Here is a 16,469-nt window from a genome sequence, read left to right as displayed (position 1 = left end):
CTTCAGGCGAAGCGCTGATTTTCTATCTTCTCATAATTCGACTCGATCGAGTCCATCTTCACCAAATGTTTGGTCGAGTTGATCATGACGATACATCGAGGCGAGCACGTATAAGAGGTCACCTTCTTCGATGGCTGTCTGACCGTTCGGTGGAATCAAGTATTCGTTTCGGACGATGGCGTTCACGACGGTGTTCGGTGGGAGTGTGATGTCCGCGAGCGTTTTTCCAATCATGGATGAAGTTGCTGTGACCGCGTAAGGTACGAGTTTGTGTTGAGACTGTTTGCTCGAGACAAGGGCGATTGTGTATGGAGAACGAATTTTATCCGGACCGAGCAACCCTAACTTCTCGGCAAGTGGCGTCAACGTCGTCCCTTGGATCAGGGCGCTCGTCACGACGACGAAAAAGACGGCATTGAATAACAGTTGGCTATTTTCGGTACCGGCAATAAGCGGGAAAGTCGCAAGGACGATCGGCACGGCGCCTTTTAGACCAGCCCATGAGATGAACAACTTTTCTTTTCTCGTAAATGACATGCCAAGTGTCGATAAATAGACGGCAATCGGACGTGCCAAGAACATAAGGACGAATGAGATGAGTAGTCCTTTCCAAATCAAGTCCGGCTCGATGAGTTGACGAGGGAAGACGAGTAACCCAAGGATGACGAACATGATGATTTGCATGATCCACGCGAGCGCTTCTGAGAATTGGACGATTGTCACTTCATGCGCTGTATCCGCATTTCCGACAATCATGGCGGCGATATAGACGGCGAGTAATCCGCTTCCCAATAAGTAAGCTGTGACACCATAGGTAAGAAACGCCATAGAAATCATGAGAACGGCATGCAGTCCGCTCGAATCAAGTCTCAAGTGGTTCAACATGAGGCGAGACAGTTGTCCAAGGATGAAGCCGATCAATGCCCCGACAACGATTTGAAGGGCGAACATCCAAATTCCGTCCCAAATGGTCGTATCCGGCTTCATCATGAAGTCGAGAGCGAGAATCGTCAAAAACATCGCCATCGGGTCGTTCGTGCCGGACTCGGCTTCGAGAGTCGCACCGACTTTCGGTGAGATATTCTTTCCTTTAAATGCGGCGAAGACGGCCGCTGCGTCGGTCGAACCGATGATCGCACCGAACAAGAAAGATTCAATCCAATCGAAACCAAATACGAAACGAACGGCCACGGCGACTACTGTTGTAGTAATCAATACCCCAAGCGTCGCCAGCGAGGCAGAAGGGGCGAGGACGCTCCGGATTGATGACCATTTCGTTTGAAGACCCCCTTCAAACAAAATGACAATCAAGGCAGCGACTCCAATCAGCTGCGCTAAATTCGAGTCGTCAAAGAAGATGAGACCAGTAATGTCACTTCCCATGATCATGCCGATTCCCATAAATAAAATCAAGGCGGGCAAGCCGAATCGAGTCGAGATTCGTGTCGCCATGACACCGGCTACGAGAAGTAGACCGAAGAGTAAAATGAGTACATCAGTACTTATAACAGGTACGGGCAAACACAACACTTCCTTTCTGAAACAATACTCTTAAGTTCATTATACCATGAAATCGTCTGATATTTCAGAATTGAGGATTAGGCAAACCATACACATTGGAATTGTCGGTTATGAATATGGTAAAGTAAACACATCATAGAAGGAGGAATGATGATGTCTAAAATTCACGTCATTCATGAAAACGAAGAATGGACGAACCACCTTGTCCACCGTTTAAAAGAATTGAACTTGCCATATGAATTGTGGCACTTGGACCAAGGGACGATTGATCTCGAAGCAATGCCCCCGGAAGGTGTCTTTTATAATCGGATGAGTGCCTCCTCGCACACACGTGGGCATCGGTACGCACCAGAATTGACGGAAGGCGTCCTCGCTTGGTTAGAGGCAAACGACCGGACCGTGTTCAACGGCACACGTGCCATCCGCCTCGAAGTGAGTAAAGTCAATCAATACACGGCGCTTCGACGTGAAGGGATTCGCGTGCCGAAGACGATTGCGGCAGTCGGTAAGGCGCAAATCATCGAAGCGGCTGAGCAGTTAGCTTTGACGCCATTCATCACGAAACATAATCGTGCCGGAAAAGGACTTGGGGTCCAATTGTTCCATACGATCGAAGGACTCAAAGAATATGTATATGGTCCCTCGTTCGAGGAATCGGTTGACGGCATCACGCTCATTCAACAGTATATCGAAGCCCCGGAACCGTATATCACCCGTTGCGAGTTCATCGGCGGAAAGTTCCTTTATGCGGTCCGTGTCGACACGTCGGAAGGGTTCGAGCTCTGTCCTGCTGATGCCTGCTCGATTGAAGACCAGTTCTGCCCAGTCGGGGAGACGCCGCCGGCGAAGTTTGAAATCGTCGAAGGATTCGATGACCCCATCATTCCAAAGCTCGAACAGTTCTTGAAAGCGAATGCGATCGATATTGCGGGGATTGAAATCATTCGAGACCAAGACGGCAACGTCTACGCATACGACGTCAATACAAACACGAACTATAATTCCGATGCTGAAGCGAAAGCCGGACGCTACGGAATGCTTGAATTGGCTACTTTCTTAGGCGACGCACTTCACGTCACTACGACAAAATAAGGGTCAGGCGCTCGCCTGACCCTTTTGCTGTGTATGTTTGAGTTGCTCTTCAAATCGATGTTGGACTAATTCTGCTGTCGGTGCCATTCGTTCGATGAACGAATCTAAACGTTCCGCAGTGTCACGATCGGTTTCTTTAAACACGCGCATCGTTGTTCACCTCGTTAATCAGGATAACTTGCTTACATCATCCTTAATTCCCGAGGTGTTATACGCGTAAACCTTTTACACGCTAAAGAATGTGCTCAAATTTTCTTTTGGTAAGATGTTCCCAACGTAGAAGTCGCCGAACTCTCCATACTTCGCACTTACTTCGTCGAAACGCATCTCGTAAACGATTTTCTTAAACTGAAGTGAATCTTCAGCGAAGAGCGTGACGCCCCACTCCCATGCGTCGAATCCAGTCGACCCACCGATGAACTGTTGAATCTTACCGGCGTAGCTACGGCCAATCATGCTGTGACGATACATGAGGTCTTTGCGCTCATCCATCGACAACATGTACCAGTTGTCGCCGTCGCGACGAGCTTTACTCATCGGATAGAAACAGATGTGTGCGGCTTTTGGAAGTGTCGGATAGAGGCGTGAGCGGATATGAGGATTTTGATACGGGTCCCCGTCTCCAGATCCGCGATACATCCCGAGCTCGATGACCGACACGTATGAATACGACGGAATCATATAATCGTATAGCGCCGTTTTGCGGAAGGCGCGCTCGACATCTTCAAGTTCGTTGAATGTCGGACGAAGCACCATCAAGACGAGGTCTGCCTTCTGACCGAGAATCGAGTAAAAGGCGTGGCTTCCTTCGCCTTTTGCTTCAACTTCTTCGAGAGAAGCGAGGAACGCTGTGAACTCATCAATCATCTGTTGACGCTTTTCAGCATCGACGAGTTTCAAACGAGCCCAATCAATCGTGCGGAAATCATGAAGTGTATACCATCCGTCTAATGTGGCGGCGGCATGTTGTGTATCTGTTGTAGGTACTGGACGTTCTGACATAAAAAAATCTCCTTTCGGGACTTGGCTTCGCCGTCTATTTTACCATACACGCTTCACTGACTGGCAACTTTGAGGCACTGTGAGGGTTATCACGATTCATGGCGGGTAAAGAACAGAGGACAGAAACATGAAAACGGCTACAAAAATGGCTGTATCAGTCGGTTTGTCAAAACTGTTCTATTCATATAATGATTGATTCTAAGCGATTTATGGCGAAATGGGCAGAATAGTTTATTTTGAAAAGGGTACTGTGTATAATTGAAATCGCGTAAAGACACAAGTCAACGGCAAAACCATTAGCAGTCATGCTGTAAATTGAGAAAAGGGGTTCATTCGTTATGAAATTATTTGAAACGTTGAAGCAAAAAGTTAGCCCGGTTCGTCCGACCATCGTCTTCCCGGAAGGTATCGATGAGCGTGTTCTTGGAGCCGCTGTTCGATTGAAAGCAGACGGTATGGTAGAACCAATCGTCGTCGGTGCGAAAGCAGATCTCGAAGCGGTTGCGGCGAAACACGGTTTCGACATCTCAGGTTTGACACAATATGACCCAGCGACATACGAAGACATCGACGTCCTCGTCGAATCATTCGTCGAGCGTCGTAAAGGAAAAGCAACGGCTGAACAAGCGCGCGAACTCCTTACATCAGACGTGAACTACTTCGGAACAATGCTCGTTCACACAGGCAAAGCAGAAGGTCTTGTCTCAGGCGCGATGCACGCGACGGCTGATACGGTACGTCCGGCACTACAAATCATTAAAATGCAACCAGGCATCAAAAAGACGTCAGGTGTGTTCATCATGGTACGTGACGACGAGCAATACGTCTTCTCGGACTGTGCGATCAACATCGCACCGGACGCGGCAGATTTAGCAGAGAACGCGTTCTTGTCGGCAGCGACAGCGAAGACGTTCGGTATCGACCCACAAGTCGCGCTTCTTAGCTTCTCGACGAAAGGTTCTGCGAAGTCACCTGAAACAGAGAAAGTCGTGGAAGCGACACGCCTGGCAAAAGAAAAATCACCGAACCTTCCAATCGACGGAGAACTTCAATTCGATGCGGCATTCGTCCCTAGCGTAGCGGCGAAGAAAGCACCGGGTTCTGACGTTGCTGGTAAGGCGAACGTATTCGTCTTCCCAAGTCTTGAAGCCGGTAACATTGGCTACAAGATGGTTCAACGTTTCGGTGGATTTGAAGCGATCGGTCCGATCCTTCAAGGTCTCAACAAACCAGTGAACGACTTATCACGCGGTTGTAACGAAGAGGACGTCTACAAATTGACGCTCATCACAGCGGCGCAAGCAATCGACGAGCGCAACGAAGCGTGAGTCCGGAGCATTCTTCTTATAGAAGGATGCTTTTTTTGATGGCTCGTTATAAACTATTCAAGAAAGGAGTGATGAAATGGACGAACTAGATGAGAGTGTTTTATTACCTGAAGGACATCGTTACGCTATGTTTGGTGGCGGGGATGATGATTCGATTAAGACGTATTATGAAGGGGTATTTGAAACGGTCTTCATCGTGTTTCATCCATTCCTTGCTCCAATAGGTCACCCCACCATGATTGATCGTTATACCGATCTGGATAATAACGAGGTCGAACAGCAATTTCGGTCCGTTACATGGGAAGAGATGAGGCGAAGACTAGGTTTTCGTGACGTGAGCCGTATCGACCACGCGCTCCGAACGATGATTGGGGCGCTGAAACTACACGCCGAAGATCGAGAAGGGGCGAATCGAATCATTGAATATTGCGAACGTGAGAATGTGCTCCCACCAGGTGAAGGGGAACTGTCGGATCTGCTAAAGAATCAAGTGTTGCGTGTACTTTTGGAGATGGGAGAAGGCTGGATCTGGACCGGAGACGAATTTTGTACGGAACGGCATCTCATCCATCTCAGTGAGACGCTAGCCGCTGATACGTGGGGCATGCAACATCGGACGTTTTTCGGTTATCAACACGAATGGCTCATCGTATCGCCTTGGGATAGCCATTTCACGTTGTGTTGTGGCAGTCGCGCCTTTATCGAACAGGTCGTCAAACAATGTGAGCTCGAGGGGTTCTATTGTGATGCTGAGACGATGATCAACTGGAGTTTGTCGGAGCATAAGCTGAGGTAAACTAAAAGAGAAATCCATGATTGAAAGGGGAACTATGTATGCAAAGCATTCATGCAACAGAATTAAGAGAAAAGTTAGAGAACGGGGAATCTCTCCATATCATCGATGTACGCGAACAAGATGAATATGAGGCAGGGCATATCCCGAACGTACCACTCTATCCATTATCAGAATTCCCACAAGTGACAGAAAAGTTGGCACAAGACAATGTCTATCACGTGATTTGTCGTTCAGGTGGACGGAGTCAAACGGCGTGTGATTACTTAGAGTCGCAAGGCTACAAAGTCGTCAATGTCGACGGCGGAATGCTCGCTTGGGACGGCGACATCGAGGCGTGATGCTAGAGAATCCTTGGGTCGTCGTACCCCTTCTCATCGCACTTTATCTGACGGTCTATGCGGTGATGAAGCGATTTGACTGGGAGAAGTGGCGACTCGTCTGGGCAGTGTGGGTGATGCTCATCATCATCCTATTGACGATTGAACTCGTGACAAGTCTATAAAAAATGCGGAACCTCTTTTATAAAAAAGGTTCCGCATTTTTTATGCGTCTTGGCGTTTATCAAATGTGATTGATGCAATCGCGTCATGTTGGTGAATCGACTCTTCGTTACGGCATTCGACGAAGAAGTTCACAACTTGTTTCATCTCGTACAAGTCAGCCGCGATCAAGCGGACCATATCCTCGACGAAACGTGGGTTTTCGTACGCGATTTCAGTCGCACGTTTTTCATCCGGACGTTTAAGGACCGGGTGGAGTGGTGCTGAGGCGTTTGACTCTGCTGCATCGAGAAGTGCTGCACGCCAGTCGAATCCGTCCATCGATGTCTCATCAAGACCGGCTTCGATCGTGATGTACCCACGTTGGTTATGGGCACTGTATTCACTGATTTCTTTTGAGCATGGGCAAAGCGTCGTGACGTTGATGACGAGACCGACTGTCACGTTTGCAACACCCGTTTCGAGGTTATATGTCACACGGTGCATGACGTCCGCGTTCATCAAACCGCTAAGACCTGTCGCAGGTGCTTTACGCGTGAAGAACCATGGGTAACGGATTGTCAATTGGCCTTCTGTTTGTTCCATACGCTCGGCGAGCTCTTGCGCGAACTCGATTAACGAACGGTTTGATACCGTCCACCCTTGTTGATGGTACGCGTCGAGCTGCTCTGTCAAACGAGACATGTTGATCCCTTTACGGTCTTGTACGAGCGATGTCGTTAATTCAAATGTGGCGACCGTTGACTGGACCCCTTCTGGCGTCTCGACGTTCACGGGGTGCTTCACGTTTGAGATGCCGACACTGTCGAGGGCGAACAAGAAGTTTTTCGGTGTATTTTGTAAATCGACCATTTGTTCTTTTTCGGTCGGCTTTGTTCCTTTAATCGGTGGGACCGACCCGAACAATTTATGTCGTTCTGCTTTAGTAGGTAAAGCGACATGGCTTGTAGACATAATCGGATTCTCCTTTTTTCGAGCGGTTTAAAGCACCACTCGTTCTTGTTAGGATTTTATCACGAAATGATGGCTGAACGGGTATGATTTTGCTCTCATAACATGTTTTGAATATGCAATCGGAAAAAAATCCTTCAGATATTGAAGAAAGAGGATTGATTTACTTTGTGAACGGGAATAAAATGGTCCTGTGAACTTAAAAAATAGATCACTATTAAATATGAAGGAATTGAAAGAAAAAAGGAGATGTTTTTATGGATTGGCAGTTAGTCCTGCAGTATGCCTGGATCGTCGTCGTACTCGTCGGTTTGGAAGGCTTGTTATCTGCAGACAACGCGCTCGTCTTGGCCGTTATGGTCAAGCACTTGCCGCGTACAGAGCAGAAGAAGGCATTATTTTATGGACTCCTCGGGGCATTTGTTTTCCGATTTATCGCATTGTTCTTGATCTCGTTCTTGATCAACGTATGGCAAGTTCAGGCACTCGGTGCGCTTTACTTAATCGGGATGAGTGCGCGACACCTGTATATGACCTATAAGGCGAGAAAGATGGAGCCGAAGCAAGATTTGGCGGCCGAGGCGAAGGAAGAGACGGCTGTCACGGAGAAGCCGGTATCGAAAAAAGAATTTTGGCTCACTGTCGCAAAAGTCGAGTTTGCGGACATCGCTTTTGCCGTCGACTCAATCTTGGCAGCGGTCGCGCTTGCGGTCAGCTTGCCACCACTCGGTCTAGGTGAAATCGGTGGGATTGACTCGGGTCAGTTCTTCGTCGTCTTGACGGGTGGACTCATCGGGGTCGTCTTGATGCGATTCGCAGCTCGGATTTTCGTCAAGTTGCTTCATCAGCGTCCGACACTTGAAACGGCAGCTTTCATCATCGTCGGTTGGGTCGGGGTCAAGTTGACGGTGCTCGTACTTGAACACCCTGGTTTCAAGGAATTGATTGCCGGAACACCGTTCGAATTCATGGGACTCCCAGACGGGTTCGTCCACTCGACAGCTTGGACGATTTTCTTCTGGTCGGTCATGGTCGGGATTGCGACATGGGGCTGGTTCTCATCGAAACCGACAGCGGTCAAACAATAAAAAGTGGTCTCTCGTTTTTAAGCGAGAGACCTTTTCTTATGCAGTTACATTCTCTTTGTCGTAAATCGGTACCCAGCCTTCAGTCGTCACGAAAATACGAACGGCGACGACTTGGCGGTCTTCTTGTAACGTGAAGTAATGACGTGTGTTGACCGGCACGGAGATGAGATCACCTGGATTGAGCTCGATATTGAAGTATCCGCGTTCTGCATCGTCAATCGCAAAGATGCCGTGACCACTGACGATGAAACGAACCTCGTCATCTGTATGATGATGCTCTTTTTGGAAGTTGACGAGCAGTTCATCTAAATTCGGTGTCGCATCGGATAGCGAGATGACGTCAGCCGTCTTGTAGCCACGTCGTGCGGATACATCTTGAATCTCCTCACGGAACGTCGCCAAGATGGCTTCTTTGTCTTCGTCTGTCAGTTGGTAATTTTCCTGAAGAGAAGCCGGTAACTTCGCGATGTCCCATGCTTCGTAAAGGATGTCTCGTGATTCTAAAAAGGCACGTACCTCTTGTTGTTCGCTGACGCGTTCTTCTGTTTGTTGGAAATAAATCGTTGCCATGTTGAATTCCTCCTTATGAATGGACGCCTAAGGCGCGTAATTTTAATGAATAGCTGAACAAAAATTCATATGCTTCTAAATAACGTTTTGCCGCAGCTGGCGTCTCGCCCCAAACGGTGATTCCGTGGTTCCGAATGAGGACGGCACCTGCATCGCTTGTGACGTGTGTGGCGAAAGCGCGAGCGAGCGTCGGGATATCCGCGTGGTTCTCGATAATGGGGATCCGGACACTGGCCGTCTCTTCCCAATAACCGAGCGCTTTGATGATTTCTTGACCTGTGAACGTAACATGACCTTTTGCAGCATACAGTTCCGAGATGACGTTATTGTCGACCGTATGCACGTGAAGCGAACATGTTGCGTTCGTATTGTTGAAGATATCGACATGTAACAACGTCTCAGCCGACGGTTTGCCTGTCTGCTCTCCAATCAATTGACCGGTCGCATCAACGAGGACGAAATCTTCATCGGTGCGCTTTCGTTTATCACGACCGCTTGCCGTCACAAGGAATGTCAATGGGTCATCTGATACGCGGATCGCCAGGTTCCCGCTCGTTCCGGGGAACCAGTCTCGTGCGGCGAGCTCGTCTTTAATGTCGGCAAGTTCTCCCCACCGTTCTTGCACAGTCATACGTTCACTCCTTTCATATGAGCTGAAATATCGTAGAATGTCTCGAACGGAATATGCCGAATTCCTTCCGCCTCACATAGCGAAATCAATTGCCCCCGTGCATACACGACGTCGGCACGTTTGGCGATTTCAAAGTCGGTGACGGAGTCCCCGATGACAATCAACGTGTCGGTAGGTGAGACAATCTGTCGGGCAATCGTCGGCTTGCAGCATCCACAATCGTTCGAACAATGGACATCGCATGTATGAGGCCAGGTGACGTGTGCCGTCTCTCCAGAGAAATCAACATGATTGCAGTAGATGTGTTCCGGTTCGACGTAACCTTCTAGAATCGGATGGACGAAAAAGTCCATTCCGCCACTGACGACATCAAATCGAAAGCCGCATGACTGTGTCTCCTGTAAAAACTCGATAAACCCTGGTCGAAACGTTATGGTCGACTGAAGAAATTCACGGTACTTCAATTCCTGTTCACTCGGGAGCAAGCTGAACATCTGACCGACGCCTTCGCGAATGGAGAGCGTTTGGTTCAACACACTATCTTTAAGTTCGACCCATTCAGGTGGGGCGAAGCGTCGCATCAATGCGATGATGTTATCTTCTTCCGTGATGGTCCCGTCGAAATCACAGATGACGTGCGTACTCATCGTGCACCCCACGCATCTAAAGCAGTCGATAACGCATCGGTCTCGCTCGTCTTACCAATTGCTTGATCGATCGCTTGGCGGAACGCTCTCGCTCCGTCAGCCGCACCGTCTGGATGTCCGTGAATCCCACCACCCGCATTGATGACGACATCTGATCCGAAGTCACGAATCAAATCTGGTACGAGTCCAGGATGGATACCGGCAGACGGGACCGTCAGAATCGGTTTCGTCCAATGAGGTTCTGTCGCGTACGTCTGAATCTGTTGTGCCTCGTCTTTCGGTGTCGACAGTGAACCGTATGGCGACGGGAAGAGTGTCAAGTCTGCCCCGGCCAAGCGAATCAGTTTCCCGAACAGTAGGGAATGACGAACCGATCCGGTCAACGCTCCGGCAAAAGCGGGATGTGCCAAAATCGGGACATGAATCTCAGGATCTTTAGCGAGCTCGCGCAATGCGTCGAGCCCATACGTATATACGTTGAATAAGAGTGCGGTCGCGCCTGCCTCCATCAATCGCTTCGCCTGGTCGAGTAAGGTGAAAACGGGTCCGCTCAACGTGACGGCGTATAGAACGGAGCGACCGGTCGTTTCTTTATGCTCCCGGATGACCGATGCCCCGATCCGTGCCCGTTCGAGCGACGGGGTGAGCGGATTGTCATATAGAATTTCATCGTCTTTGACGAGGTCGATGCCGCCTGCGAACTGGTCCCGGAGTTGTGTCGCCAAAAAATCAAGGTCTCGTCCGATGACGCCTTTGAAGATGCTCATCGCGAGCGGGCGGTCGTGTACACGAAGGATGTCCCGGACCCCTTCAACTCCGAATGCGGCACCCGGAAAGTCCGGTGCGAGTTCCTCTGGAAGCGAGAGGTCGACAAGTTGAACGCCTGGGTCGAGGGAGAGCTTACCGAATGTCGTCGTCAGAATGGACGAAAAGTCCGGTGTCACGTTATGTAGCGGGTAGCGAATCGAGAAGCGACTTGTCGTTTCTTGTTGGGACGTGGCGATGACCTCACCTCGGAACGCTTGCAGTTGATATTGTTCGAGATGGTTCAACTCGGTCCATGTCCCGACGGTCAGCTCATGTGCGATTTTCTCAGCTACACGCTCGACGTGATCGGTATGTTTGATTTCATAAGTAGCGATGATTCCCATAAGTTCCTCCTTTCAGGTCAAACAAAAAATGACCTCATGCCAAGGCAAGAGGTCATTCAAAAAAACAATGAACTCTTATCTCTCAGCGTTAGCTGCAAGAATTAGCACCGTGCCATTTCTGGTCGGTTGCTGCGACATCATCGGGCTTGTCCCTCCGTCTGCTCTTGATAAGAATAGTTGTGAAGTTGTGAAATTTAATTGAATTTTTACATAGAATCGCTCACTCGTCAATTCCTTTTTTTGAGAAAAAAAGTTTAAAAATAATGTTTCTATATATGCGTGTCGAAAATAAGTGGGCGACTGAAAATAGAGGATTGACAACTAGCATGCCTAGTCCGTAATATTCGTCTCAACACGTCAAACACAATTACATCATTTACTCTTATCGCGAGTTGGCAGAGGGAATTGGCCCTAAGACGCCGCAGCAACCGACCATTTGGCACGGTGCTACATCCACCAGACACATGTCTGAAAGATGAGAGGAACAACCAATTTGGGTGTGCCTCTTTCTCGCGGAGAAAGGGGCTTTTTTCATGCATAGATCCAAGAAAGGGGAAAACCATCATGGCTTATGAGGCGTTTACAGAACAGAGTGTCGTCGACCACGTTCGACAGTTAGGGTTACTAGAAGAGGGGATTGCAGAATGCGAGGAGATCGGGGATGGAAATTTAAATCTCGTCTTTCGCATTCGTCAAGGAGAGACGTCATTGATTGTGAAACAAGCGTTACCGTATGCAAAAGTCGTGGGGGAGAGCTGGCCGCTCACGCTTGATCGGTCTTGGATTGAACAGCTGGCTCTTCGTGAATTTTCAAAAGTCGTGCCTCAGTTCGTCCCGAGTGTCCTCGGGAGTGACCGTGAACTCGCCTATACGATTTTAGAAGATTTATCATCGTTCGAAATCGTCCGCACCGGCTTCCTAAAAGGAGAGAGCTACCCGAACTTAGCCCGCCACGTCGGTACGTTCCTCGGGGAAACGTTGTTTGCGACGTCTGACTACGCGAACGGACCACTCGTGAAGAAACAAATCGAAAAAGAGTATTACAATCCAGAACTATGCGATATCACGGAGAAACTGATCTTCACCGACCCGTATCGCGACGCAGAATCGAATCAAATCGAGCCAGTCCTTCGTCCGGATGTGGAGCAACTCTGGTCAGACCTCGCTTTGAAAATTGAAGTGACCAAATTGAAGGTTGGGTTCGTGACGAAGCACGAAGCGCTACTGCACGGGGATTTACATACAGGAAGCATTTTTGCGACCCGTCAAGAAACAAAAATCATCGATCCCGAATTTGCGTTTTACGGTCCGTTCGGCTTTGACATTGGTCAAATCATTGCTCATCTGGTGTTCTCAACGTATGCGCATCCGTTGAAACGATTCGAACGCTTCACCGAAGTACTCACCGTCTGGGAGACGTTCGAGAAAACGTTCCGTACCCGCTTTACACAGGCCGCAGAGCCGTTCAACACAGTAGGATTCGTGGACGAACTGTTGCCATCCATTTTGAGTGACGCCATCGGCTACGCAGGCTGCGAATTGATTCGGCGGACTGTCGGTCTGGCTGGAGTCGCCGACTTAGAGACATTACCAGACGACCTTCGCATCGAACGGAAACGCCACGCCTTAGAGCTCGGTACGCGTCTCATCAAACAGCGCCATCAAATTCAATCCATCGATCAATTGATTCCAGTCTTGTCGGAGGTGCGCGTATGAGTGTGCAAAGTATTCATTTCGATGCCGACACGGAAGTGTTGACGATTTTAGATCAGACGCTGTTGCCGCAAGAAGAGCGCTATGTCGAAGTGTTGACGCTCGAACAGGCCGAGAAGGCAATCAAGTCGCTTCAAGTTCGCGGTGCACCGGCCATCGCTTATTTCGGAGCGTTTGTCCTTGCGAAAGAAGCGTCACGTCTGCAAGACAATCCATATTTTCATCTCCAATTGAATCAAGTCGGTCAACGGTTGATTGCGACAAGACCGACCGCGGTCAACTTACAGCATGTCATCGAATCACTCCTTCGATTGAATGTGGGGGAGGACTTTGAACAGATTGCAAAAGCAATCAAGCAGCGTGCGATTGAAATCTTTGAACAAGACGTGGCTACGTATCGCACGATTGGGGAACATGCGCTCACCGTGTTACCCGCTGGTGGCAACGTATTGACGATTTGTAACGCCGGTGCCATCGCGACGTCACGATACGGTACCGCGCTCGCGCCGTTCTATGTCGGGAAAGAGCGTGGCATCCCGTTTCGGGTGTTCGCGTCCGAAACGCGACCGCTGCTTCAAGGAGCACGACTGACCGTATGGGAGCTCGACCGGGCAGATATCGATGTCACACTGATTACAGATAACATGGCGGCCTGGACCATCCAGACGAAACAAATCGATGCTATCATCGTCGGGGCGGACCGCATCACCCGTACCGGTCATACAGCGAATAAAATCGGAACACTTCAGCTTGCGATTTTGGCGAAGCATTACGGCATCCCATTCTATGTGGCTGCTCCGCATTCGACATTCGATTTAGAGGCAGATGACACGATTCAAATCGAAGAACGGGACGCGCATGAAGTGACCCATATCGGGGGACATCCGACGGCACTCGTCGGCATCACCGTCTTCAATCCGGCGTTTGATGTGACACCACCCGAACTGATTACCGGTCTAATTACAGAGACAGGTGTGCTCGAACCGACTGAGTCGGTCATTGTAGAACATGTAGGAGGAAACACATATGTCTAAAAAAATCATCTTCTTCCTGTTGACCGTCATCCTGGCACTTGCCGGATGCACGAACGAACAGGCTCAACCGAAAACGACTACGACAACAAGTAAAACGGAAGCGAAAACCGTCAACGTCTCAAATGAGACGCTTCCGAAAAATCTAGAAGTCGCCCTCGTTATGCAGATGTCGATCGGGACGTTCTCTTCGCAGTATATCGAAGGGGTGACCGAGCAAGTCGAAGCGTTCGGTGGCAACGTGAAAGTGTATAATGCCGAAAATGATTTGTCGAAAATGGCGAGTTATGTCGATACGGCGACGACGCAAGGAGTCGATGTGATCTTGATTGACCACGGACGTGCCGATGCCTTGAAAGAACCGGTTCAACGGGCGCTCGACAAAGGCATCAAAGTCGTTGCATTCGATAACGATTTGACGAACGAAGGCGTGACGGTCATCGACCAAGATGATTATTCACTAGCATGGCGCTCGCTAAAAGCACTCGCGGAAGATTTGGACGGGGAAGGGAACATCGTCACGATTTGGGTCGGTGGATTCACCCCGATGGAACGTCGACATACGATTTATGACGCGTTCTTAAAACGCTATCCCGGCATCCAGGAAGTCGCAAAGTTCGGTTCGGCGACGAACAACACGGCGCTCGATACGCAAAGCCAGATGGAGGCGATTTTGAAGAAGTACCCGGAAGGCGAAATTGATGCGGTGTTTGCGATGTGGGATGAGTTCGCAAAAGGGGCGAGCCGTGCCATCAAACAGGCAGGACGTGACGAGATTGCCGTCTATGGAATTGATTTGAGTGACGAAGATTTACAACTTATGCAAGAAGAGGGAAGTCCGTGGAAAGTGACAGCTGCCACAGATCCAGCCGAAATCGGTCGCATTCAAGTCCGTTACGCTTATCAAAAAGTAGTCGGGGACGAAACGCCTTCAATTCATTCGGTCGACCCATATCTAGTGGATCGTGATGTCTTGCCGGACGAGGCTGTCACGATGGATGACCTTGGACAGTACGTTCCGGGTTGGGGCGAATCAAATGCGGCATGGTCGGATTGGATGAAGGAGACGGACTGATGATTCACTTGGAACGAATCACGAAACAGTACGGTGACGTCACGGTGCTTGATCAACTGTCATTCAGTTTGAAGCCTGGAGACATTCATGGTCTCCTCGGTCTGAACGGGGCCGGTAAGAGTACCCTCATCAAACTGCTAAACGGAACGGTCGAACCGACGTCCGGCGAATTGTCCATTGATGGAAAACCAATCTGGCTCACACCAGCGGAAGCGATTCGTCATGGCATCATCACGGTATCGCAAGAAGTCGATGATGCGCTCTATTTGGACTTGCCTGTGTATGAGAATGTCCTTCCATGGCAGACGGTGAAATGGATTCGCCCGCAACGTTTGAAAGAGCGAGCGCAACGCGTGTTGTCCCGAGTCGGTTTAGAGGTCGATCCAACGATTCCAGCCGGTCAATACCCGCTCAGCGTGAAGCAGCGCCTTCTCATCGCCCGAGCACTCGAGAGCGATGCCAAGTATTTACTCCTCGACGAACCGACCGCTGCCTTATCGGAAACGGAGGCCGACGCCTTACTGGAATTGTTACAGAAGCTTGCGACAGAAGGAGTCGGAATTGTATTGGTCACGCATCGTTCAAACGAGCTCACACGGGTCACGTCGACCTCTACGTTTCTTCGAGACGGACGTGTTGTGTACGATGGACCGTACCAATCGCTCTCCTCGGAAGCGGTGCAGACATTTTTGAGTGGGACGACATTTGATGCAGTGTTAGAAAAGGCAGTGCCTGAAAATGAGATTTTCTTGTCTGCGCAGTTGCCCCTTCCACTCTTCCAATCTGACATTTCGATTGAAGCGTATCGCGGGGAAGTGCTCGGGATTGGTGGATTGACGGGAAGTGGGAAGACGGAACTGATGGAAGCATTGTTCGGTCTTTCTGGGATTCGTCAATCCATCACAATCGAGGGGAAAGAGCACGTGATCAAAGAACCGGCAGACGCCGTACGTTTAGGATTTGCACTCGTTCCAGAGGAGAGACGTCGTCATGGATTATTTTTAGACGAGACGATTGAACGGAACGTGATTGCTGTCGCAGGAAAGACCGATGATGTCTCGGACGTATTGAAATCGCTTCGTGTCCGCTATGCGAACGTGAAACAACCGGTAAGTGAGCTGAGTGGCGGAAATCAGCAGAAGGTCGTCTTCAGCAAATGGTTGCTCGATGACCGAGACATCTATCTGCTCGACGAACCGACAAAAGGAATCGATATCGCAGCGAAACAAGACGTGTATGAACGCGTCATTGCACTCGCGAAACAAGGGAAGACCGTATTGTTCACGTCAAGTGAGCGACATGAACTCGAACGGGTCGCCAATCGAATCGTTTGGCTCGACCGTGGACAAATTGTAGAGAAAGGAGGCGTGTAA

18 protein-coding genes and 2 riboswitches are annotated in these 16,469 nt (G+C 49.6%); of the genes, 10 read left to right on the top strand and 8 right to left on the bottom strand.

From position 1 onward, the window contains the following. Nucleotides 1-30: 30 nt before the first annotated feature. Nucleotides 31-1,521: a potassium/proton antiporter gene (locus tag GVY42_RS09290; RefSeq protein WP_159563045.1), complete on the bottom strand. Its 1,491-nt coding sequence runs from the start codon at nucleotides 1,519-1,521 to the stop codon at nucleotides 31-33. 153 nt (nucleotides 1,522-1,674) lie between these two features. On the opposite strand from GVY42_RS09290, the gene GVY42_RS09285 reads away from it, so the two are divergent. Then, nucleotides 1,675-2,613 (top strand): RimK family alpha-L-glutamate ligase, encoded by a 939-nt coding sequence (locus tag GVY42_RS09285; RefSeq protein ID WP_074035547.1) that lies wholly within the window; start codon nucleotides 1,675-1,677, stop codon nucleotides 2,611-2,613. 3 nt (nucleotides 2,614-2,616) lie between these two features. On the opposite strand, the gene GVY42_RS16490 is transcribed toward GVY42_RS09285, so the two are convergent. Both GVY42_RS16490 and hemQ read right to left on the bottom strand, forming a co-directional pair. Further along, nucleotides 2,617-2,763: a hypothetical protein gene (locus GVY42_RS16490; protein ID WP_012727492.1), complete on the bottom strand. Its 147-nt coding sequence runs from the start codon at nucleotides 2,761-2,763 to the stop codon at nucleotides 2,617-2,619. A 75-nt stretch (nucleotides 2,764-2,838) separates the two neighbouring features. Then, nucleotides 2,839-3,615, bottom strand: a complete 777-nt coding sequence (gene hemQ, locus GVY42_RS09280) for a hydrogen peroxide-dependent heme synthase (RefSeq protein WP_074035549.1) — start codon at nucleotides 3,613-3,615, stop codon at nucleotides 2,839-2,841. A 338-nt stretch (nucleotides 3,616-3,953) separates the two neighbouring features. Between hemQ and pta the strand changes: the two genes are divergently transcribed. The 4 genes from pta to GVY42_RS16485 all read left to right on the top strand — a co-directional run bounded on the left by pta (nucleotide 3,954) and on the right by GVY42_RS16485 (nucleotide 6,241). Then, nucleotides 3,954-4,943 carry a phosphate acetyltransferase gene (gene pta / locus GVY42_RS09275; RefSeq protein ID WP_012727490.1) on the top strand — a complete coding sequence of 330 codons (990 nt, stop codon included), beginning with the start codon at nucleotides 3,954-3,956 and terminating at the stop codon, nucleotides 4,941-4,943. Between the two features lie 76 nt (nucleotides 4,944-5,019). Beyond that, the gene (locus tag GVY42_RS09270; protein ID WP_159563044.1) at nucleotides 5,020-5,739 is read left to right on the top strand and encodes a DUF2711 family protein; all 720 of its coding nucleotides are present in this window, start codon (nucleotides 5,020-5,022) and stop codon (nucleotides 5,737-5,739) included. 38 nt (nucleotides 5,740-5,777) lie between these two features. Further along, complete coding sequence (locus tag GVY42_RS09265) at nucleotides 5,778-6,077, top strand: rhodanese-like domain-containing protein (RefSeq protein ID WP_041917952.1); 300 nt, start codon at nucleotides 5,778-5,780, stop codon at nucleotides 6,075-6,077. Continuing rightward, nucleotides 6,077-6,241 (top strand): hypothetical protein, encoded by a 165-nt coding sequence (locus GVY42_RS16485; RefSeq protein ID WP_012727488.1) that lies wholly within the window; start codon nucleotides 6,077-6,079, stop codon nucleotides 6,239-6,241. Before GVY42_RS09265 ends, GVY42_RS16485 begins: the two co-directional genes overlap by 1 nt. A gap of 40 nt (nucleotides 6,242-6,281) precedes the next feature. On the opposite strand, the gene folE2 is transcribed toward GVY42_RS16485, so the two are convergent. Continuing rightward, nucleotides 6,282-7,193 (bottom strand): GTP cyclohydrolase FolE2, encoded by a 912-nt coding sequence (folE2, locus tag GVY42_RS09260; protein WP_012727487.1) that lies wholly within the window; start codon nucleotides 7,191-7,193, stop codon nucleotides 6,282-6,284. Between the two features lie 254 nt (nucleotides 7,194-7,447). Here folE2 and GVY42_RS09255 point away from each other — a divergent pair, with 254 nt between their 5' ends. Continuing rightward, nucleotides 7,448-8,278: a TerC family protein gene (locus tag GVY42_RS09255; protein WP_012727486.1), complete on the top strand. Its 831-nt coding sequence runs from the start codon at nucleotides 7,448-7,450 to the stop codon at nucleotides 8,276-8,278. A gap of 36 nt (nucleotides 8,279-8,314) precedes the next feature. Here the strand turns inward: GVY42_RS09255 and GVY42_RS09250 are convergent, their stop codons facing one another. The 4 genes from GVY42_RS09250 to GVY42_RS09235 are packed head-to-tail and all read right to left on the bottom strand — an operon-like array spanning nucleotide 8,315 to nucleotide 11,277. Next, nucleotides 8,315-8,848 carry a cupin domain-containing protein gene (locus tag GVY42_RS09250; RefSeq protein ID WP_159563043.1) on the bottom strand — a complete coding sequence of 178 codons (534 nt, stop codon included), beginning with the start codon at nucleotides 8,846-8,848 and terminating at the stop codon, nucleotides 8,315-8,317. A gap of 13 nt (nucleotides 8,849-8,861) precedes the next feature. Further along, nucleotides 8,862-9,479: a methylthioribulose 1-phosphate dehydratase gene (locus GVY42_RS09245; protein ID WP_159563042.1), complete on the bottom strand. Its 618-nt coding sequence runs from the start codon at nucleotides 9,477-9,479 to the stop codon at nucleotides 8,862-8,864. After that, nucleotides 9,476-10,126: a 2-hydroxy-3-keto-5-methylthiopentenyl-1-phosphate phosphatase gene (locus GVY42_RS09240; protein WP_159563041.1), complete on the bottom strand. Its 651-nt coding sequence runs from the start codon at nucleotides 10,124-10,126 to the stop codon at nucleotides 9,476-9,478. The genes GVY42_RS09245 and GVY42_RS09240 overlap by 4 nt, the downstream gene beginning before the upstream one ends. After that, complete coding sequence (locus tag GVY42_RS09235; protein WP_159563040.1) at nucleotides 10,123-11,277, bottom strand: 2,3-diketo-5-methylthiopentyl-1-phosphate enolase; 1,155 nt, start codon at nucleotides 11,275-11,277, stop codon at nucleotides 10,123-10,125. The genes GVY42_RS09240 and GVY42_RS09235 overlap by 4 nt, the downstream gene beginning before the upstream one ends. Before the next feature lie 72 nt (nucleotides 11,278-11,349). Then, nucleotides 11,350-11,451, bottom strand: a riboswitch (SAM riboswitch). A gap of 205 nt (nucleotides 11,452-11,656) precedes the next feature. Then, nucleotides 11,657-11,759, top strand: a riboswitch (SAM riboswitch). 82 nt (nucleotides 11,760-11,841) lie between these two features. Between GVY42_RS09235 and mtnK the strand changes: the two genes are divergently transcribed. Genes mtnK through GVY42_RS09215 form a run of 4 tightly spaced genes read left to right on the top strand, consistent with a single transcriptional unit; the run spans nucleotide 11,842 to nucleotide 16,469 of the window. Beyond that, nucleotides 11,842-12,993, top strand: a complete 1,152-nt coding sequence (mtnK, locus tag GVY42_RS09230) for an S-methyl-5-thioribose kinase (RefSeq protein WP_159563039.1) — start codon at nucleotides 11,842-11,844, stop codon at nucleotides 12,991-12,993. Then, the gene (mtnA, locus tag GVY42_RS09225) at nucleotides 12,990-14,024 is read left to right on the top strand and encodes an S-methyl-5-thioribose-1-phosphate isomerase (RefSeq protein WP_159563038.1); all 1,035 of its coding nucleotides are present in this window, start codon (nucleotides 12,990-12,992) and stop codon (nucleotides 14,022-14,024) included. Before mtnK ends, mtnA begins: the two co-directional genes overlap by 4 nt. Then, nucleotides 14,017-15,096 carry a sugar ABC transporter substrate-binding protein gene (locus tag GVY42_RS09220; RefSeq protein WP_159563037.1) on the top strand — a complete coding sequence of 360 codons (1,080 nt, stop codon included), beginning with the start codon at nucleotides 14,017-14,019 and terminating at the stop codon, nucleotides 15,094-15,096. The genes mtnA and GVY42_RS09220 overlap by 8 nt, the downstream gene beginning before the upstream one ends. Further along, a complete protein-coding gene (locus tag GVY42_RS09215; RefSeq protein WP_159563036.1) occupies nucleotides 15,096-16,469 on the top strand; it encodes a sugar ABC transporter ATP-binding protein in 1,374 nt (457 codons plus the stop codon). The genes GVY42_RS09220 and GVY42_RS09215 overlap by 1 nt, the downstream gene beginning before the upstream one ends.

It is taken from the genome of Exiguobacterium sp. 8A (assembly GCF_902506275.1).
Lineage (GTDB): Bacteria > Bacillota > Bacilli > Exiguobacteriales > Exiguobacteriaceae > Exiguobacterium > Exiguobacterium profundum.
The sequence above is the reverse complement of the archived record's forward strand: the minus strand, read 5'-3'. Positions and strand labels throughout refer to the sequence as shown.

Bases quoted from the DNA above. Each gene is read 5' to 3' on its own strand.
- GVY42_RS09220 (WP_159563037.1), top strand. From the start codon at position 14,017: ATGTCTAAAAAAATCATCTTCTTCCTGTTGACCGTCATCCTGGCACTT.
- GVY42_RS16485 (WP_012727488.1), top strand. From the start codon at position 6,077: ATGCTAGAGAATCCTTGGGTCGTCGTACCCCTTCTCATCGCACTTTAT.
- GVY42_RS09270 (WP_159563044.1), top strand. From the start codon at position 5,020: ATGGACGAACTAGATGAGAGTGTTTTATTACCTGAAGGACATCGTTAC.
- hemQ (WP_074035549.1), bottom strand. From the start codon at position 3,615: ATGTCAGAACGTCCAGTACCTACAACAGATACACAACATGCCGCCGCC.
- GVY42_RS09285 (WP_074035547.1), top strand. From the start codon at position 1,675: ATGTCTAAAATTCACGTCATTCATGAAAACGAAGAATGGACGAACCAC.
- pta (WP_012727490.1), top strand. From the start codon at position 3,954: ATGAAATTATTTGAAACGTTGAAGCAAAAAGTTAGCCCGGTTCGTCCG.
- GVY42_RS09245 (WP_159563042.1), bottom strand. From the start codon at position 9,479: ATGACTGTGCAAGAACGGTGGGGAGAACTTGCCGACATTAAAGACGAG.
- folE2 (WP_012727487.1), bottom strand. From the start codon at position 7,193: ATGTCTACAAGCCATGTCGCTTTACCTACTAAAGCAGAACGACATAAA.
- GVY42_RS09215 (WP_159563036.1), top strand. From the start codon at position 15,096: ATGATTCACTTGGAACGAATCACGAAACAGTACGGTGACGTCACGGTG.
- mtnA (WP_159563038.1), top strand. From the start codon at position 12,990: ATGAGTGTGCAAAGTATTCATTTCGATGCCGACACGGAAGTGTTGACG.
- GVY42_RS16490 (WP_012727492.1), bottom strand. From the start codon at position 2,763: ATGCGCGTGTTTAAAGAAACCGATCGTGACACTGCGGAACGTTTAGAT.
- GVY42_RS09265 (WP_041917952.1), top strand. From the start codon at position 5,778: ATGCAAAGCATTCATGCAACAGAATTAAGAGAAAAGTTAGAGAACGGG.
- GVY42_RS09235 (WP_159563040.1), bottom strand. From the start codon at position 11,277: ATGGGAATCATCGCTACTTATGAAATCAAACATACCGATCACGTCGAG.
- mtnK (WP_159563039.1), top strand. From the start codon at position 11,842: ATGGCTTATGAGGCGTTTACAGAACAGAGTGTCGTCGACCACGTTCGA.
- GVY42_RS09240 (WP_159563041.1), bottom strand. From the start codon at position 10,126: ATGAGTACGCACGTCATCTGTGATTTCGACGGGACCATCACGGAAGAA.
- GVY42_RS09250 (WP_159563043.1), bottom strand. From the start codon at position 8,848: ATGGCAACGATTTATTTCCAACAAACAGAAGAACGCGTCAGCGAACAA.
- GVY42_RS09255 (WP_012727486.1), top strand. From the start codon at position 7,448: ATGGATTGGCAGTTAGTCCTGCAGTATGCCTGGATCGTCGTCGTACTC.